The sequence below is a fragment of the Chlorobium sp. genome (genome assembly GCF_036528655.1).
Taxonomy (GTDB): Bacteria; Bacteroidota; Chlorobiia; order Chlorobiales; family Chlorobiaceae; genus Chlorobium.
Genome location: NZ_JAIGND010000006.1, coordinates 216,703 through 234,366, shown reverse-complemented (window position 1 = coordinate 234,366; position 17,664 = coordinate 216,703). Strand labels below are relative to the sequence as shown.

General features: G+C 53.5%; 20 protein-coding genes. 11 read left to right on the top strand and 9 right to left on the bottom strand.

Annotated elements, in window-relative coordinates; all coding sequences use genetic code 11:
- Nucleotides 1-186 precede the first annotated feature (186 nt).
- On the bottom strand, nt 187-921 hold the full coding sequence (lptB, locus tag K4305_RS03130; protein ID WP_331560881.1) for an LPS export ABC transporter ATP-binding protein: 735 nt from the start codon (nt 919-921) through the stop codon (nt 187-189).
- Between the two features lie 83 nt (nt 922-1,004).
- Here lptB and K4305_RS03125 point away from each other — a divergent pair, with 83 nt between their 5' ends.
- The 7 genes from K4305_RS03125 (at nt 1,005) to K4305_RS03095 (ending at nt 7,331) form a co-directional block, all read left to right on the top strand.
- On the top strand, nt 1,005-1,532 hold the full coding sequence (locus K4305_RS03125; protein WP_331560880.1) for a gamma carbonic anhydrase family protein: 528 nt from the start codon (nt 1,005-1,007) through the stop codon (nt 1,530-1,532).
- A gap of 200 nt (nt 1,533-1,732) precedes the next feature.
- A complete protein-coding gene (locus K4305_RS03120; RefSeq protein WP_331560879.1) occupies nt 1,733-2,926 on the top strand; it encodes a protoporphyrinogen/coproporphyrinogen oxidase in 1,194 nt (397 codons plus the stop codon).
- A gap of 26 nt (nt 2,927-2,952) precedes the next feature.
- Nucleotides 2,953-4,047, top strand: a complete 1,095-nt coding sequence (locus tag K4305_RS03115; RefSeq protein WP_331560878.1) for a mechanosensitive ion channel family protein — start codon at nt 2,953-2,955, stop codon at nt 4,045-4,047.
- Nucleotides 4,048-4,331: 284 nt separating this feature from the next.
- Nucleotides 4,332-4,760: an FKBP-type peptidyl-prolyl cis-trans isomerase gene (locus K4305_RS03110; RefSeq protein WP_331560877.1), complete on the top strand. Its 429-nt coding sequence runs from the start codon at nt 4,332-4,334 to the stop codon at nt 4,758-4,760.
- 107 nt (nt 4,761-4,867) lie between these two features.
- Entirely contained in the window at nt 4,868-5,635 is a 768-nt protein-coding gene (locus K4305_RS03105) for a hypothetical protein (protein ID WP_331560876.1), read from the top strand.
- A gap of 87 nt (nt 5,636-5,722) precedes the next feature.
- Entirely contained in the window at nt 5,723-6,409 is a 687-nt protein-coding gene (locus tag K4305_RS03100) for a DUF3307 domain-containing protein (RefSeq protein WP_331560875.1), read from the top strand.
- 58 nt (nt 6,410-6,467) lie between these two features.
- The gene (locus tag K4305_RS03095; RefSeq protein ID WP_331560873.1) at nt 6,468-7,331 is read left to right on the top strand and encodes a DUF4349 domain-containing protein; all 864 of its coding nucleotides are present in this window, start codon (nt 6,468-6,470) and stop codon (nt 7,329-7,331) included.
- A 234-nt stretch (nt 7,332-7,565) separates the two neighbouring features.
- On the opposite strand, the gene K4305_RS03090 is transcribed toward K4305_RS03095, so the two are convergent.
- Nucleotides 7,566-8,240 (bottom strand): DUF4276 family protein, encoded by a 675-nt coding sequence (locus K4305_RS03090; protein ID WP_331560872.1) that lies wholly within the window; start codon nt 8,238-8,240, stop codon nt 7,566-7,568.
- Nucleotides 8,233-9,369, bottom strand: coding sequence for an AAA family ATPase (locus K4305_RS03085; RefSeq protein WP_331560871.1), 1,137 nt, complete (start codon nt 9,367-9,369; stop codon nt 8,233-8,235). Before K4305_RS03085 ends, K4305_RS03090 begins: the two co-directional genes overlap by 8 nt.
- A gap of 639 nt (nt 9,370-10,008) precedes the next feature.
- Here K4305_RS03085 and K4305_RS03080 point away from each other — a divergent pair.
- Nucleotides 10,009-10,350 (top strand): four helix bundle protein, encoded by a 342-nt coding sequence (locus K4305_RS03080; protein ID WP_331560870.1) that lies wholly within the window; start codon nt 10,009-10,011, stop codon nt 10,348-10,350.
- A 42-nt stretch (nt 10,351-10,392) separates the two neighbouring features.
- Nucleotides 10,393-10,773 carry a four helix bundle suffix domain-containing protein gene (locus tag K4305_RS03075; RefSeq protein WP_331560986.1) on the top strand — a complete coding sequence of 127 codons (381 nt, stop codon included), beginning with the start codon at nt 10,393-10,395 and terminating at the stop codon, nt 10,771-10,773.
- Nucleotides 10,774-11,280: 507 nt separating this feature from the next.
- Here the strand turns inward: K4305_RS03075 and K4305_RS03070 are convergent.
- Complete coding sequence (locus K4305_RS03070; protein ID WP_331560869.1) at nt 11,281-11,541, bottom strand: GNAT family N-acetyltransferase; 261 nt, start codon at nt 11,539-11,541, stop codon at nt 11,281-11,283.
- Nucleotides 11,542-11,717: 176 nt separating this feature from the next.
- Complete coding sequence (locus K4305_RS03065) at nt 11,718-11,891, bottom strand: type II toxin-antitoxin system TacA family antitoxin (protein WP_331560868.1); 174 nt, start codon at nt 11,889-11,891, stop codon at nt 11,718-11,720.
- 245 nt (nt 11,892-12,136) lie between these two features.
- On the opposite strand from K4305_RS03065, the gene K4305_RS03060 reads away from it, so the two are divergent.
- Nucleotides 12,137-12,613, top strand: a complete 477-nt coding sequence (locus K4305_RS03060) for a four helix bundle suffix domain-containing protein (protein WP_331560867.1) — start codon at nt 12,137-12,139, stop codon at nt 12,611-12,613.
- A 175-nt stretch (nt 12,614-12,788) separates the two neighbouring features.
- Nucleotides 12,789-13,595 carry an SDR family NAD(P)-dependent oxidoreductase gene (locus tag K4305_RS03055; RefSeq protein WP_331560866.1) on the top strand — a complete coding sequence of 269 codons (807 nt, stop codon included), beginning with the start codon at nt 12,789-12,791 and terminating at the stop codon, nt 13,593-13,595.
- Between the two features lie 8 nt (nt 13,596-13,603).
- Here K4305_RS03055 and K4305_RS03050 read toward each other — a convergent pair whose 3' ends face one another.
- The 4 genes from K4305_RS03050 to K4305_RS03035 are packed head-to-tail and all read right to left on the bottom strand — an operon-like array spanning nt 13,604 to nt 17,600.
- Entirely contained in the window at nt 13,604-14,878 is a 1,275-nt protein-coding gene (locus K4305_RS03050) for a Ni/Fe hydrogenase subunit alpha (RefSeq protein ID WP_331560865.1), read from the bottom strand.
- On the bottom strand, nt 14,868-15,632 hold the full coding sequence (locus K4305_RS03045; protein ID WP_331560864.1) for an NADH:ubiquinone oxidoreductase: 765 nt from the start codon (nt 15,630-15,632) through the stop codon (nt 14,868-14,870). The genes K4305_RS03050 and K4305_RS03045 overlap by 11 nt, the downstream gene beginning before the upstream one ends.
- Before the next feature lie 10 nt (nt 15,633-15,642).
- Nucleotides 15,643-16,467, bottom strand: coding sequence for an FAD/NAD(P)-binding protein (locus tag K4305_RS03040; protein WP_331560985.1), 825 nt, complete (start codon nt 16,465-16,467; stop codon nt 15,643-15,645).
- Nucleotides 16,468-16,520: 53 nt separating this feature from the next.
- Nucleotides 16,521-17,600, bottom strand: a complete 1,080-nt coding sequence (locus tag K4305_RS03035) for a 4Fe-4S dicluster domain-containing protein (RefSeq protein WP_331560863.1) — start codon at nt 17,598-17,600, stop codon at nt 16,521-16,523.
- Nucleotides 17,601-17,664 lie beyond the last annotated feature (64 nt).

Sequence of the window (17,664 nt, the reverse complement as noted above, 5' to 3'; positions counted from 1 at the left end):
TTCGTGCTTTGATCGAAAAGAGAAAGGCTGTCAAATAACCAAAAGCACAAATCACTTGAAAGCTTTCAGGCCAACTGTTGGTCTGAAAGGACATGATACCCTTTATTTTTCGAAGAAAAAAATATAAAATATCCAACTCTTTTTTCTGCCGTGTAAAAGACGCATGCAGGTGCCGGCTGATTCTGTTCAGTAGCGTTCGAGGGTGAACTTTTCGCCAAGATAGTGTTTTCGGGCTTCGGGGTTGTCTGCGATCTCCTGAGGGGTGCCCTGCATGAAGATGCTGCCGTCGAAGAGCAGATAGGCGTGATTGGTGATCGAGAGGGTTTCGTGCACGTTGTGGTCGGTAATGAGTACGCCGATGTCGCGCTTCTTCAGTCCCTCGACGATATCCTGGATGTCTTCAACCGCAATCGGGTCGACGCCGGCGAACGGTTCGTCGAGCAGGATGAATTTCGGATCGAGCGCAAGTGCCCTGGCGATTTCGGTCCGTCGGCGCTCGCCGCCTGAAAGGGCGTAGCCCATGCTTTTGCGGATGTGCGCAATGCCGAGGTCTTCGAGCAATTTTTCGGTTTTTTCCTTCCTTTCGGCTCTGGAGAGAGGTGTGAACTCGAGTACGCCGAGGATATTCTCTTCGACGCTCAGTTTGCGGAAGACAGATGCTTCCTGAGGCAGGTATCCGATGCCGAGCCGGGAGCGTTTGTACATGGGCAGCAGGGTTATTTCCGCCTGGTCAAACATTACCTTGCCGCCGTCGGGTTTCACAAGGCCGACGATCATGTAGAACGTCGTGGTTTTTCCGGCGCCGTTCGGTCCCAGGAGGCCGACTATTTCTCCCTGCCGGACTTCCAGCGAGGAGCTTTTAACTACTTCTCGCTTGTTATATATTTTTTTCAGTCCGCTGCAGCTCAGTACGGATTTCATTGTCGTGCGATGTGAGTGTCTTTAGCTCTATTTTGCTATACTGTGTCGATGATTATGAATTTACAATTAATCGGTGCAATAGCATGGGAAAAGTAATGCCTTACAAGGGTGTCTGGCCCCGGATCCATGAATCGGTATTCATGACCGAAGGCGCTTTCGTGATAGGTGACGTCGAGATCGGCGAGCAGTCGAGCATCTGGTTCAATGCCGTGGTGAGGGGCGACGTATGTCCGATCCGCATTGGCCGGAAGTGCAGCGTGCAGGACAATGCGACGCTGCATGTGACCCATGATACCGGGCCTCTGAACATCGGCGATTGCGTTACGATCGGCCATGGGGCGGTGCTTCATGCCTGCACGGTGCAGGATTACGTGCTGATCGGCATGGGCGCGGTGCTGCTTGACGATTGCGTGGTGGAACCCTGGTCGTTAGTCGCGGCGGGCTCGCTGGTGAAGCAGGGGTTCAGGGTGCCTTCCGGAATGCTGGCAGCCGGCGTTCCGGCCAAAGTGATCCGTCCGGTTACCGATGCGGAACGACGGAACATTGAGGAGTCTCCCGAGAATTATGTGCGTTATGCAGAGAACTATCGCATCGGCGAAGTTCGATCATAACGGGTTTTTCTGCCTTGTTTCAACTGACTTTCTTTTTTGCGCCGATGGCCTCTCCGGGTTGCTCTGCCGTTTTTTTCACTGGCGTTCTTGCCCGTTTTAGCTAAATTGTCCCGGTTGTTGTTGCCGGGGCATTCTGCTGAAAGGCTTCTGCCAGGTCGCCGGCAGTCTCTTTAATGCTTTTCCTGAATATTTATTCTGCCATGAAGGAACATGATGTTGTCGTCGTCGGAGCCGGTATAAGCGGCTTGAGCCTTGCCTGGTACTGCGCTCAGGCCGGAATGAAGACCGCCCTGCTTGAAAAGAACAGCGAGGTCGGCGGTTCGTTCGCTTCTCCGAAATATTCTTCGTCGGGAAGAGATTTCTGGCTTGAACTCGGAGCCCATACCTGCTACAGTTCCTATCAGAACCTGCTCGATATCGTCGAAGGATGCGGCATGATGGATGCCATCATACCGAGGGCCAAGGTACCGTTTTCCCTGATGATCGACGGTCAGATCAAGTCAATCGTTTCGCAGCTGAGCATTCCCGAACTGCTCATGTCGGCCCCGAACCTCTTCAAGCTGAAGAAGACCGGTCAGAGCGTGAAGTCGTATTATTCGAAGATAGTCGGCGAACACAATTACCGGGATGTCGTCAGCCATTTCTTCAATGCCGTACCTTCACAGCCGACCGACGATTTTCCGGCGGACATGATGTTCAAGAGCCGTGAAAAGCGAAAGGACGTGCTGAAAAACTATACTTTCCAGGATGGTCTGCAGAGCGTGGCTTATGCCATTGCCGCCCGGAAGGGCATCAGCATTTTTACCGGTATGGATGTGCAGAACGTTCGGCTCGAGAGTGGAAAGTATCTGCTCAGAACCGCCGGGGGTGGTGAGTTTATTGCTTCTACCCTCGCCCTTGCCATGCCATCGGCAATCTCCTCTTTCCTGCTGCGGGACGTCAATCCCGATATCGCCAACCATCTCGGCCAACTGAAGGCGGCTACGGTGGATTCGGTCGGCGTCATCGTCCGCAAGGAGAATATTTCTCTCAAGCCGGTAGCGGCGCTGATCTCGCCGGGCGACGTTTTCTTCTCCGCAGTCTCCCGCGATACGGTGCCGGACGATACCTTCCGCGGGTTCGCATTCCATTTCAGGCCGGGGCTCGACGAGAAAACCAAACGCGATCGGATCACCAGCGTTCTCGGCGTCGGTTTTTCGAAAATCGAGCATACTGTCACCAGAGTCAATACGGTGCCGTCGCTGCGCATGACCCATGCGCAATGGCTTGAGAAAACCAATGCCCTTCTTCAGGGTAAAAAGAATCTGCTTCTCTGCGGCAACTATTTCGGCGGCATGGCCATTGAGGATTGCGTCATCCGTTCAAAAGCCGAGTGTGAGCGACTCAAAGGGTAACCGTTCATTTCTGAAACTTCATGGAGATGGATAGAGCAGATTTTTTCAGTGATCTGATGCGGGGCACCTATCTGGTGCCCTTGCTGATTGTGGCGCTTGCGGTACTCTTCTATCTGGTATCGAATTCGGTATTCGGAAAGGTGATCAGGAGAGTCCGGTCCTCGATCAGGGAGATCGGCATTCCGTTCGAATTGCTGGTCTGGCCTTTCAGGCTCTTTACAGCGCTCATAGGTCTCGGCGCGTTCCTGCACTACATTCCGCTTTCAACGGATCTCGGAGATCTTCTCCGTCATGCGCTCCTGATCGTTTCCATCATCGGTTTTGCCTGGTTCCTCCTGCGTCTGCTCATGGTCGGCGAGCAGTTCATGCTGCAGCATTATTCAGCGGACGACGGCCTGACAGAAGAGTCGAGAAAAATTGCGACGCACGTGAGCCTTGCAAGAAAGATTTTCAATGTGCTGATAGTACTGATTGCCGTTTCGGGCGTGCTGATGACCTTCGATACCGTCAGGCAGGTGGGACTCAGCATTCTTGCTTCGGCCGGTATCGCCGGCGTTATTCTCGGCTTTGCCGCGCAGAAGAGTCTCGCCACTCTGATAGCAGGCATCCAGATAGCGATTACGCAGCCAATAAGGATCGGCGATGTCGTGGTGGTCGAAAGCGAGTGGGGACGCATCGAGGAGATTACGTTGACCTATGTCGTTGTACAGCTGTGGGATCAGAGGCGGCTCATCGTGCCAATCACCTGGTTTATCGATCGTCCTTTCGAGAATTGGACAAGGATTTCGGCCGAACTGCTCGGCACGGTTTATCTCTACACGGATTACGCAATACCGATCGACGCATTGCGACGCGAACTGGAGCGCATAGTGGCTGCTTCATCCCTATGGGACGGCCGTGTGGTGAAAATGCATGTTACCAATACGACGGAAAAATCCGTCGAAGTGCGTGCGCTGATGAGCGCGGCAAACTCTTCGGATGCCTGGGAGTTGCGCTGTCTGGTAAGGGAACACCTTATCGAATTCATAAGGACGAAATTTCCCGGCGGGCTTCCCAAAGTGCGAATGGATGTGGGTGAAGGCGGCACGGAGGCCGCCGCCGCAGCTGCCGGGGAGATGTGAACTCTTTCCTGGTGTGATTTTTGTACTTTTTTCCATAGCTTTACTGGCTGTCGGGGGCATTGCTGTTACATAAGGGAACCTCTGAAAAGTATTACGCACTCAAATTGCTCGGGTTGGTCGGTGCTCGAAATCCTCATGTACTGTGGTGTACACTCCGGTTTCTCCGCTCCGTCCGCCTTGCACTTTGTTCGCTCATCACACTTTTTAGAGGTTCCCATAAGCTACCGGTGATGGTTCGGCACCGTATGAAAAATTTCGATCATTGTTTCAAAAGGAGAGTAGATATGGCTCAAGCCAAACAGGGAGATACCGTCAAAGTCCATTACACCGGCACGCTCGATGACGGCACCATGTTCGATACGTCGGCAAACCGCGAACCCTTGCAGTTCACCATCGGAGGAGGACAGGTCATTCCTGGATTCGATATCGCGGTGCTCGGCATGGAAACCGGTCAGATCCGCACGACCGTTATCGAGCCTGATGACGCCTACGGTCAGCACAGTATCGAGCTTGTAACTGAAGTCGGCCGCGACAGGTTTCCAGCGGATATGGAACTTGAAGTCGGCCAGCAGCTGCAGGTAGGGCTTGCAGACGGCCAGCAGGCAATCGTGATGATTGTGGATCTTTCCGACGAAGCCGTTACGCTTGACGCCAACCATCCGCTTGCAGGCCAGCAGTTGACCTTCGAGATAGAGCTGGTCGAGATTGCCTGAGCTTTTCATGAGAGCCGTCCACTCTGTTCACGATTTATGCCAAAGACAGAGTGGACGTGCAACTTTCTGCTCTTCTTCCTGCCCACCTCCTGTTCCAGCAAGCCGGAATGCATTTGACCATCGTCTCTTTTGCGTATCTTGAAGCAAAAGAATTTTCATGTTTTATTCCTATGATCGTTACCGGAAATATCCATGCCGTTCTGACCGGCGACCTGGTCAGATCGTCGCGTCTGACGAGCGATCAGAGCCGTGAGGCCATGGACGGGCTGAAATCCGCCGCATGCACATTCAATGCGGTTTATCCCGGAGCAATCCACAAGGAAATGGATACCTTCCGGCACGACAGCTGGCAACTCCTGCTCAATAATCCTGTTTTAGCTTTCAGGGTCGCCCTTTTTCTCCGTTGCATACTCAAAATGAAGTCCAGTGCCGGCATCAAGTATGATACCCGCATTTCAATCGGCATCGGTTCCGTCGATTTCGTGGCGGAAAACCGGATATCTGATTCTCGCGGTATCGCATTTACTCTTTCAGGCAGGGGCCTGGACGGAATGAAAACCGCACATCTTGCTTTCGATGGATCATTTGCGGATGCGGACGACTGGCATGACGTTTCGCTTGGCGTCGTACCGCTTCTCGACTGCGTGGTTACCGATTGGACTCCAGTCGAATCCGGTGTGGTGTCGGCAGCGCTTCTTGGAAAAACGCAGGTTCAAACTGCTGATTATCTGCTTTCAAAACAGGAGGCTGTTCCTACCCGGCAGGCAATAGGCGATTCGTTGTCGAGAGCGCATTGGGGTACGGTGCATGATGTGCTGGCGCGGCTGGAAAAGAAGATTGCCGGATCATTGCATGCTGGATATGTGCAAGCATGAGGGCTTGCAAACATCGAAAGAAAGCTTAAAAGCTTGCTTTTCTGGCCTTGTCCTGTCGGATGAACAAGATGGATTCATATCTGATAGATGGAAAAGATAGCAGTCATCCTCATATCCGCTCATATACTTGGGGATTTTGTTTTTCAGCCGGACCATATGGTAAGGAGCAAACGGCAGCCGTTTCCCATGCTGCTGCATGCGGCAATTCACGGACTGCTTGCCTGGCTGCTGCTGCAGACTTTCGGATGCTGGCAGGTGCCTCTCTTCGTCATGCTCGCCCACGGCGCGATCGACCTGTTCAAACAGCGCTATCAGCGGGAAGACCTGAACATGTTTCTCATCGATCAGGCGCTGCATCTCATGAGCCTCCTGATTCTCGCCTCGTTACTGGTTAAGAACGCTATTATTCCGGAGTTTTCGGGAATCGGGTACAGGTATATCGTCGAAGTCGCCGGGTTTTTCGCAGTTGTCAGAGGTGGCGGTTTTCCTGTAGCCTGGTTCTGTGGCAACCTTCTTCGCAACAATAATCTGGATTTCGACGGGCTGCCAGGGGGCGGCAGGTATATCGGTTACCTCGAACGTGCCTTGATTTTCCTTCTTACCATGATCGGGCAACCGGAGGGCATCGGCTTTCTCGTCGCGGCAAAATCGATACTGCGCTTCGAAGAAGCCAAAAAACAGAAACAGGCCGAATACATCATTATCGGTACATTGCTGAGCTTTTCGATTGCCATTGCCCTCTCGTCACTCACTCAGTATGCGATGGGGCTCTGAATATGTTCGTGAACCTGAACAATACTTGCTATAACCAAATAATTGCCACTTCTCCGATATGAAAACACCGTTCAGATATCTCCTCAGCCTGCTTCTCCTGCTCGCCATGACGGCCTGCAGCGGACAGGACAAACAGTACGAGGCTGCGATCTCCGACATGCCGGCAGCCGGATCGGCTGTGGAGAGCAGGGTGGCAGCCGAGTCGCCTGTGGCGCCCTCTCCCGAGGTCGCAGCCGAGGACGTCAGCGCAGGATCGACGCAACCGGCCGCTATTCCTCAGGTCGCCCAGCAGATCATCCGAGAAGGGCAGGCCGTATTCGAAACCTCCGATCTGAAAAAGACGAAAACATGGATAGAGAGCCTTGTCAGGAGTCACAAGGCGTACATTTCCAATGACGAGCAGAACAAGGGCTCGGACCGCATCGAACAGCGCATGACGCTCCGCATTCCCGCCGACAGGTTCGACGCTTTTCTCGGTGACCTCGAAAAAGGAGTCGTCCGGTTCGACAGCAAGAGCATCACAGCTACCGACGTCACCGAAGAGTTCATCGATATCTCCCAAAGGCTCAAGGTCAAGAAAGCCACCGAGGAACGCTATATTGCCCTGCTTGCGAAAGCTGCCTCGGTGCGCGACGTGCTTGAAACCGAAAAGTATATCTCGGAGGTTCGTTCTGAAATCGAATCCCTCGAAGGTCGCCTGAAATACCTCCGGAACCGCATCGGCCTCAGTACCCTCACCGTTACCTTCTACCAGCTCAAACCCGAAATGCAGGGCTTCGCATCCCGCTTCGGCCTGGCCTTCAGCGAAGGGTGGAACAACTTCCTTTCGTTTCTGCTTGGCGCCATCTCTCTCTGGCCGTTCCTCATTGCCGGCGCGGCGATTATCGGGGTTGTCAGGTTTCTTCTGAAACTGAGGAAGTGAGGGTGTAACAATCCATTTTAAATCAGAGGCGATATGCGTGCAACAGTATCGAAAATAAATTCATCAGAATTCGGCCATTTCGGTTGATTGATTTCATACCAGAGATGTGCTTCTGATAATTGAGCTTGCGTTATTGTCCGGCAGCATGCTGCATTGCTTCAGGTTCTGATTCAAGGTTACATCGAAAAAGTAACGTTCGGATCATGGAATATTACTCAGATGTGCCCTGAATTGTCAGTGCGAGAGATTTTCGAGTTTTGTTACCCAGTTATTGAATAACGGGCATGATTCCCGCATTTTAGGGATGCCTATAGCAGTTGCTATGGCAATGCCGGTTGTGGTTTTTTTGAACCGGCTCGATAGTTTTTCCAGCCTTTTTGAAGGAGCGGTTGTTGAGTGATCGTTGATGTTCTCCGGCTCGTCGCATGCGGCCAGAATCTGCTCGATAGCTTTTTGCGGCACTCCAGACTGTTCGGCAAGACCAGGCGGGTCACTGAAGTAGAGGGCTTCGATCTCATACATGGAGAGATAAGGAATGAAACGCCGGGCGGCATCGAACCCTGAAAACAGGGTATTGATCTCTTCAGCCGTAGCCTGGTTCATGATCTGGGCCTTACGGGTGTGCTGCGCTTGCTTTTTTGATTCCGCGTATCCCGGCCAATCACTGTCAATGCCATAGTAATCGACAAAGAGCGTCACAAATGTGTTGTTTCTTTGTTTCAGATGTTTCCCGATGTCGTTCCGGGCACGTGCAAATTTCACGTCACCACCTTTTTCACCGGGTTTATCAAGAATGACAGGGGTGATATAGATACCTTGCTGAGCCAGATACGGAGCCAGTAACTGCTTGACGAAGAGCATCTCTGTCAGCCCCTCTGAAAGCACAATCACTTCCGCGTACTCATTCATGACAAGTGCCCCCGGCAATGATATTCCTTGACCAGAGCTCCCCGACAGAATAATTATTCAGCCATTCATCGAAATCGGCACGTTGCAAGCGTTCAAATACCGATTGTCCTTCTTTGCGGTTTACCACCACGATATCTTCGATGGAAAACTGATCGAGCAGCAGGGGGGACTGCGTTGCGACAATGATCTGCGTTCGTTTGGCCGCATCACGAATCAGTTCTCCGAGAATCCTTATGGCCTCCGGATGCAGGCCCAGTTCCGGTTCGTCAATGACAATGACGGAAGGCGGATATGGATTCAACAATGCAGTAGCCAGGCAGATGAACCGAATGGAGCCATCGGAAAAATGATAGGGCTGCATCGGAAAATCGGAGCCTTTTTGTTGCCAACTCAGTCTGACCATATCTTTATCACCCTTATTGATAACATCAAGACGGAAGTCGTCAAAAAAAGGTATGACCAGTCGGATGGAATTGACTATATCCCGATAATATGAAGGGGAAGGAAATTTGTTGCCGGTTTTCAATTTCAAGAGAAACGGGGCGATATTGCCGCCGTCGCTTCTGAGTTTTGCATTGTCTTCGATGGCCTGGTAGCGGCGCATAGGAGCCGTGGAACTGGTGTCATGGAAGTGATAGACCATCCAGTTTGCAATCGACTCATAAACGAAATAGCCCACCCCATGTCCTCCCGTAGCGGATGGCTCTTCCCGCTCGTCCTCCAGTCGGCTTTCGAGTGACGGGCTGCCATAAGGCCGCCAATTCGTCGTAACATATTTTCGTTCTTCACTGACAAGAAATGTATCCTCTACGGTAGGAGTCAATTCTAAACGGTAGAAGTTCGATCCTTGTCTGTATTCACTATGGGATTCGAATTCAAACTCCATCAGTATTGCGGGAGTGTTCCTGGGGCCATTGTAGAGAAAATTGTCAGCCCCTCCGTTTTCAAGGACAAACTTCTGCATCTCTTTGCGGGACATCGCCATCAGCAACTGAAAAACCTGTACAAGATTGCTTTTTCCGGAGCCATTGGCCCCGATGATGATGTTCAGATCACGGAGTTCAAACTCCTTCAACTCACGAATCGACTTATATCCGTTGATGCTTATTTTTCTGATTGCTCCTTTCATGTCGCATGTGGTTGGAGGCGTTGTTCACAGGAAGAAGAGTTGCCGATATCATGAGTGCCGACCTGCCGAAGATGGAAGGGCTCTGGTCGTTCGTTGACAGGCACGTTGAGGCGCATTGGCGTCAGTTCGTGAATATGTGGCGAAATGGCTTTCAGCATTGGGTTAATGAACGGTAAAATGGCGGTTCCGGTGTTTTTTTCAGTCCGATGTAATCCGAAAAGTCGTGAGTGGCCCGGTATTCAGGTTCTTTTGCTCATCTGAAAGGAAAAGTAACGAAAAGCTTCGATAATCGCTTGATTTTGAGCGAGATGACGAGACGCACACAACGGCTTAAACTGTTTGAAAGACTCAGAAGTTTTTCATTTCGCCTGATGGTCTCCCGTCGGTGAAGAGGTTTATGAGACGGTGAGGGAGATTGCATAAAACCGCTGGAATGGCGAGTATTTCGAGAACCTCCGCTCGCACGCTACTCATCGGTCGCCGGAGATCTGCTTGCCCGGCGAGATGCTGCGCCGGTTCAAAATCCGAGGAGAAACCTGTACCTTTACAAGGTATAATCGTTCAAAACCTGACGTTCTTTGCGCAATCCTGTACCGTTAAACCTGGTATGCGAAAAGGGACGATTTTTCACGGAATACCATGAAGAAGCTGAGACCAAGCGGCGGCTATCGTAAAGCTGCCAGTTTTCAGACGGCTACTCTGATTTACGATGCCACGTACTGGTTTTGCGAGAAGTTCATCGATTCGAGATCGCGGACGCTCGACCAGATGATTCAGACCGCACGTTCAGGTCGGCAGAACATCGCGGAAGGCAGTCGCGCTGCGGCGACCTCTTCGCAGACTGAACTGAGATTGGTCAATGTTGCGCGATCGAGCCTCGAAGAGCTTCTTCTTGACTATGAAGACTACCTGCGCCATCGGCATCTGAGGCAGTGGGCATCGTCGAGCGCTGAATCGAGTGCTGTTCGCGAAGTTCCGTAACGGTTCAGACGAGATCGGTCAGATCAGTCAAATCAGTCGGATCTGACTGATCTGACCGATCAGGAGCGCTGGGCGCTGTATGCTTTCTGGCTGGAGCATGAGAGTGCCGAGGTTCGGGCAAATGCTATCATCTGCCTGATCCATCAGGCGAACTATCTGCTCGACCGGCAGATTGCCTCGCTGGAGGCGGCGTTTGTTGAAGAGGGTGGGTACAGCGAGCAACTTGCTGCAGCCCGTCTCGCCGAGCGGGAACGAAGGCGCAGCGAGACCTCCCGACATCTGATGCCAGCCGGGGCCATTCCCTCGTGTCCGCAATGCGGCAGCCCCATGGTGTTGCGAACGGCCAGGGCTGGCAAAAACGAGGGGCAGCAGTTCTGGGGCTGTACAGGCTATCCCGAGTGCCGTGGGGTGGTGAAGGTGTAAAAGATCAGTCGGATCCGATGGAGCCGACTGATCGGACTGATCCATGAAAATCTCCGGAAGAATGACGAAGGGCACACTGTCACCGTTCCTTGTCACACATCTCTCGCTTTTCCTGTTCCATACCAATAACAGGTACTGCATGCTGGCGCGGTTCACATAGCAATCATGACCTGTATTGCTGATTTCGGGTTACACCATTCCTGCAGGTCCGTTATCGATGGTAGATGTGATCGGGAGATACATGGGGGTAAGCGAGACGATGCATCCCTGCCCGATCGGTTGTTTCAGGGTTTGAAGGGCCTTAAAATGGCCAGTGGCATCTTTTCCCGGACTTGCCGATTTGGCGAGGTCCGGTCAGCAGCATGATGGGAGGTTGTTGTGTACAGCCCGGTTCGGCTGATTTTATCATCGAGTATAAAAATAGCCGAAAAAAAGATGCAACCTTTGAGACTGATGCCGGTGGCGAAACGGTTCGGCCCGTAGTTGACGGTTGCTGCTGATGAGCTGTCAGAGTTTTCTGAGTGTGCCTATTGGCAGAAACAATGTATGAGGTGCACCGACACAGGGAATGAATCCATGGTGCAGGTAAAACCTCGCTGCACTTTCGTCTTTTGCATCGACCAGCAAGGCATAAACAGCCATTGAAGAACTTGATGAGCGCATCAGTGCGTCTGCAATGAGCGTGCTCCCAAGTCCCTCTCCCTGATAGTTTTTATCGATGGCGAGTCGTCCCGGTCTCGATGCCGGTACTGCATGATAATGGGGCATCTTGTCGGCCAGTTTTTCAGGCAGTTACAGCAACGGGATCTGGGCTGCTGAAAGCGTGTAGAAACCTGCAATTCGTTCGTGACTGGAAAAAATATCGGTCAAGCAGGCTTGAACCGCAGCAGAATCCGGATTTCTGATGTTCGCCGGTTGACGGGGGGATGATCGAAAAAGGCGGGTCAGTCGTGTCTGCCTGTAAGTGCCGAATGCCTTTCGAATGCTCGTCGAAGAGCGTTATTTGGTTTCGGTGGGTTCAGCAGGGCTTCGGCAAAAGCCTCTTGCCCTTCCACTGACAACTGAACGACAAAATTCTCTTCTATTGTCTTTATGGCGGCTCTTGTTTTGTACGGCAATTTAACGGAAAATACGAATTACGATACATAAACTATTCACAAGGAGCTGTGCCTCACGTTTGTTTCTCAGGGTGCAAACGGCAAAAAAGAGATTACCTCTGAGAGCGATGCAGATAGGGAAATGGTTCGGCGTCACGCAGCCAAATTTGGCCATGACTTGCGGGCTATCTATGCTGATCTGAAAAAGTCAGAAGCTGAACATATTGCCACTGGTCATCCATATATTCCTGCGCCATCAGCATCTGATGCAGTGGGCATCCTCGAGCGCTGAAGCGAGTGCTGTTCGCGAAGTTCCGCAGCGGTTCAGAAGAGATCGGTCAGATCAGTCAAATCAGTCGGATCTGACTGATCTGACCGATCAGGAGCGCTGGGCGCTGTATGCTTTCTGGCTGGAGCATGAGAGTGCCGATGTTCGGGCAAATGCTATCATCTGCCTGATCCATCAGGCGAACTATCTGCTCGACCGACAGATTGCCGCGCTGGAGGCGGCGTTTGTTGAAGAGGGTGGGTACAGCGAGCAACTTGCTGCAGCCCGTCTCGCCGAGCGGGAACGCAGGCGCAGGGAGATCTCCCGGCAACCTGAACCTGGAACTGTAATACCATCATGTCCGCAATGCGGCGGTCCCATGGTTTTGCGAACGGCCAGGGCCGGCAATAACGAGGGGCAGCAGTTCCGGGGCTGTACAGGCTATCCCGAGTGCCGTGGGGTGGTGAAGGTGTGACCGATGATAAGGCGCTGCATTCTGCTTTCTTTGCTGTACCGGAGACGGAGAATAACAACCGTATCATGTCTGCCGGTGTCATCGTCCATGGGGCGGGAAATTTCGGGTATCGTTTTCAGTAGACCTGCACCGTCAGGAATGACCCCTGACTGTGCATACATGAGGAGCAAATAGTATGAAAGCGCTGACACTCTGCATAACCGGCAGCACCGACGGTATCGGGCTTGCCGCGGCGAAGCGGTTCGCTTCTGCGGGTCACCGGGTGATCGTGCATGGCCGCAGTGCTTCGAGAATCCGGGCTGCATGCGCGGATATTTTACGGAGCACAGGCAGGGAGCCGTTCGGAGCGATCGAAGCCGATTTTACCGATCTCGACGCTGTGTATGCCATGGGTCAAAAGCTGTGCGAACGTTACTCCGGTATCGATCTTCTGATCAACAACGCGGCGGTCTATATGCCCGTTCGGACGCTTGTGCAGGAAGGGTACGAGACGACGTTCTCGGTCAATTACCTCGCACATGTTTTGCTGACGAACGTTGTCAGGCCGGTGCTGCTTGCAAACTGCGGCTCGGTTCTCAACGTCAGCTCCGTTGATCACCACAGTGCGGGGTTCGATCCCGGCAACATGCAGGGCGAGCGGAGCTGGTCGGGGTACGACGCCTATGCGCGGAGCAAGCTGTTCAATATCATGTTCACGATTGACTCTGCCTGCGGCGCTGATCCGCTGCGCTCGAATTCGCTCGATCCCGGCGTGATTGCCACGAAGCTCCTGCATGCGGGATGGTCACTCGGCGGCGACGATGTTTCGCAGGGCGGCGAAGAGGTGTACGGGACGGTCATTGAGATTGCACGGGGCGGCTGTAACGGCGAGTATTTCGAGAACCTCCGGCCTGCACGCTACTCTTCGGTCGCCGGAGATCCCGGGGCCAGACAGGAGCTTGCGGCACTGACCGGCAGGATGCTGAAGCGCTTTGGATTCTGACAAAGCCCCTAATGCACCGAGCATGAAATGCAGGGATCGTAAGAGCGCACCAGCATGGTTGCGAGCTTTTCGATTTCCCGGTCATTTTTTCCCTCTTCGAGCGCCTGCCGGGCAAGGGCCCCGAGATCGTAGTGGATGTTGGCGTTGTTCTGTGTGGTGGGAATGATGCAGTCGGCTTTCACTACCTTGCCTTCCTCATCGGTTTCCATGTGGTGGTAGAGAATGCCGCGCGGTGCCTCGACGGCTCCCGTTGCCGAGCCGGCTTTCGGAGTGAACTGCGTGCGGATCTCCGGCTGATCCATGTCGATCAATTTCGCGATGAGTGTTTCCGCATCGTTGAGGATGTGCACGCATTCGACGAGCTGCGCGATGTTGCACATGAAGGGGTTGTGGCATACCGGTCGAAGACCAAGGTGCTCAGAGGCTTTTCGTGCTTCTGGATGCAGGAAGGCGCTGTTGTTGTTGAAACGGGCGAGCGCGCCTGCTGCCGACGATTCCCGGCTGCAGCGGGTGAATTTCGAGGTGGAGGGTTCCGCGAGGTACTCGTTGGTCATCAGGAGGTAGTCGTTTTCATTCCGGAGGACTCCGTCGGTGGAGCGGAGATCGCCGCCGATGAAGGGGTAGCTGACGCCGTTGTGGAGCGAGATGAATTCGGTTTCACGCTCGAATTTCGGAATATCGAGAGAGGCGAAGAAGTCGCAGGCAACCGCGAGCGCGGTTTTGCGTTCGCCGATCATACCGAGCAGGAGCTTCAGCCGATCTTTGTCCGGCGCCTTGCTGAGCCCTCCAACGACGAGGCTGACCGGGTGGGTGCACCGGCCCGTAGTTACAATGCTGATTTCATTGCCCAGTTCCTTGAGCTGCAGTCCTGCCTTGACGAGTTCGGGATGCGACTGCAAGAGCGGCAAGACGCTCGGCGTGCCCGCGAAATCGGGCGCTGCAAGGAAGAAGAGATGCAGGGCGTGGCTCTGCAGGGTTTCGCCGTGCATGGCCAGCAGCCTTACGGCTTCGGCGGCGGGAGGAGGCGTCACCTGCATGGCGCGTTCGAGTGAGCGGATGCTTGCAAGGGCGTGGCTGATCGAACAGATGCCGCAGATGCGCGAGGTGAGAAACGGCACGCGCTCGGCGCTCATGCCTTTTACCATGACCTCGAAAAATCTCGGCGTTTCCACAACATCCCAGCGAGCCTCCGCAAGCATTCCCTGTTCCACCCGTATATGGATGTTTCCGTGGCCTTCAACTCTGGTCAGATGGTGTATATCAATGGAACAGTCAAGTTTCATCGGTGCGGTACGTTTCGAATGCATTGTAGAATCCGAGTTTTTCCTGAAGATCGCTTTCGCTGAGTCCTCGCTCCTTCACCAGTTCCGTGAACGCGGGAAAGTTGATGTCCTCCGCCGGACCGCGGCATCCGAGGCAGGGGGTTTTGCCGGATGTGCAGACGGCGCTGCAGCCCGCTCTCGTGATCGAGCCGAGGCAGATTTCGCCAAGATCGAACAGGCATGTATTGATCTGCTGCTTGCACTCAACGCAGACGGGGTATTTAGGCAGGTTGACTTTAGAGCCGGTTACGAGGCTCACCACGATCCGTTCGACCTCCTCCTTTGCGACAGGGCAGCCCGGGATGGAGATGTCCACCTGCACGATGTCGCTTATTTTACGTACCGGAAGGGTTTCAACCTGGTGCTCTCCGTAGACTTCAACGACGCTTTCTTCTATGGGAATGCGGTTTTTCAGGCTGTTGACTCCGCCGAAACAGGCACATGTTCCGAATGCCACAAGAATTTTCGCCTGCTTCCTTATGGCCAGAAGCCGATCGATTTCGTCGCTTCGGCTGATGCTGCCTTCCACGAGCGCGATGTCGTAGTCGTCATGCTTCTCCGATGAGATCTCCCTGAAGGCGCGCACGTCAAGCAGCTCGAAGAACGCGGGAAGCGACGACTCGTTGTTGGCGAGCTGGAGCTGGCACCCTTCGCAGCAGGTGAAGTCGAACGAGGCGATCTTCAGTTTTTCGAAATGCATGCCCTGTTGGTTCATACCGGTTACGTTAAATGGCTTCCTTGAGGTTCATGACCGACCAGTAGTCGAAAACCGGGCCGTCGATGCAGGTGAAGGTCGAGCCTACCATGCAGCGGCAGCATTTGCCCATTCCGCAGTGCATCCTCCGTTCAAGAGAAACGAACATCCTGTTCATTGGTATGCCGAGCCGGTCGAGGCAGCTGCAGACGAACTTGAACATGACCGGTGGCCCGCAAACGATGGCATAGGTGTTTTTCGCGTCGATGCTGATATCCCCGAAGAGTTCGGTGATCATGCCGGTACTGCCCTTCCATTCCGCATCCGCATGTTCGACGATCGTTTGCAGCCGGATATGGCTGATGGTTTTCCACTCCTCGAACTGGTAGGAAAAAAGGAGCTGCGATGGTTCTTTGGCTCCATAGAGCAGGTGTACATCCCGGAACCGGTCGCGGTGCTCGTTGATCCAGAAGAGCGGCGCACGAAGCGGTGCTATGCCGAGGCCTCCTGCGATGAGCAGTACATGGTGACCAGCCATCTCGTCCATGGGAAACGAGGAGCCGAAGGGGCCGCGGATGGCTACGTGCATGCCGGGTTCGATTCTGAAGAGTGCCGAAGTTACATGTCCCGCTTTACGGATGCAGAGTTCGATGAACTCGTGATTGCTGTTGGAGCTCGATATGGAAATCGGCACGTCGCCGAACCCGGGAAGTTCGAGCATGATGAACTGGCCGGGTTTGAACCGGAAAATACGGCGTTCCTCCGGATCGACGATGCGGAGTCGAAAGAGTTTTTCCTGTTCCGTCAGACTGACGATGTTGGTGATTCGGCATTTATAGCCCATATCGGTTTTCATGAGATCCGATTTCAGGTTGAAATCGGGCACCGAAGAGGCAAACGCTTCGCGGTTCAGGTCCTGTCGGGGGATGGTGAAACGCAAGTCATGCATGATTCTTTCTCCATTCTGAGGTCATTGATAACCGCTTTCGGGTTTATGCCGGTGAGGCATGCTCTGCCGCATCGGTTGCAGCCGACGCAGATCTGCTGGTTGGCGTTTTCGGCAAATCCCCGGTGCTGGTGGTAGTATCGGTATTTAAGCCGGTCACCATTTTTCGGACGGAAGTTGTGCCCGCCAGCCACCACGGCGAAATCCACGAGATTGCATGAGTAGAGTTGCCGGTGTCTCGATGCGCCTTTCAGGTCGATGTCGAAATGTTCATCTACCGAATAACAGTAACAGGTAGGGCAGACCATGGCGCAGGTGCCGCAGTTCAGGCATTTGGCTCCCCATTTATCCCAGACAGGGGATTCGAACTCGATGTCGAGGATGCTTGGCAGGCTGGTGACGTCGACTTCGGTTCTGAAGCTTTCGGAGATCAGTTTGCGCCTCCGGGTCATGAGGCAGTTGTCTTCGTAGGAAGGCTCTTCGGTCTGAAATTCCTCGAGATAGGTGAACGCTTTCGATGAATTGATGGAAAGATAGTATTTCTCGCCGATGTCCGAGCAGAAGAGGTTGAAGCCGGTTGACACCGTATGGTGGGCAAGCGATTTGCAGAAACAGTCGGGAAGCGGCAGATGGTCCATGCCGATCACGAAGGTGTTCTTGCGCTTTGCCAGATAGTAGGGCGACGGGTAGCGGCCGTTGAGCAGCACGTCGTCGAGGATGTTCAGCGCGCTGATATCGCATGGTCTGAGCCCGATAAGCACAACCGGATCGGCGTTGTAGGCGATATGCTGTTCAAAGCTGCAATCGTGAAAGGAGAACCGGGAAAGCTCTTCGCGGAAGGGCAGAAAAAAGTGTTTGGCGGACGAGGCTGTAGCCGTGTAATCGAACTCGATTTCGTCTGCGGAGGCAACCGGCATGAACTTGTATACCGGATCGCCGTTGGCCGCAGTGTCCACCTGGCGCGGTCCGAACGACGTGTTCTCTCGGACGAGCGCGTCGATGAACTTTCTGAACTCCGGCTTGGAAATGACTTTGTAGATCATGATCCAGCGGCTCCTCTTTATTACGTTATGCCTGAATGGTGCGAATGGCGTTTCGCTTTCGGGA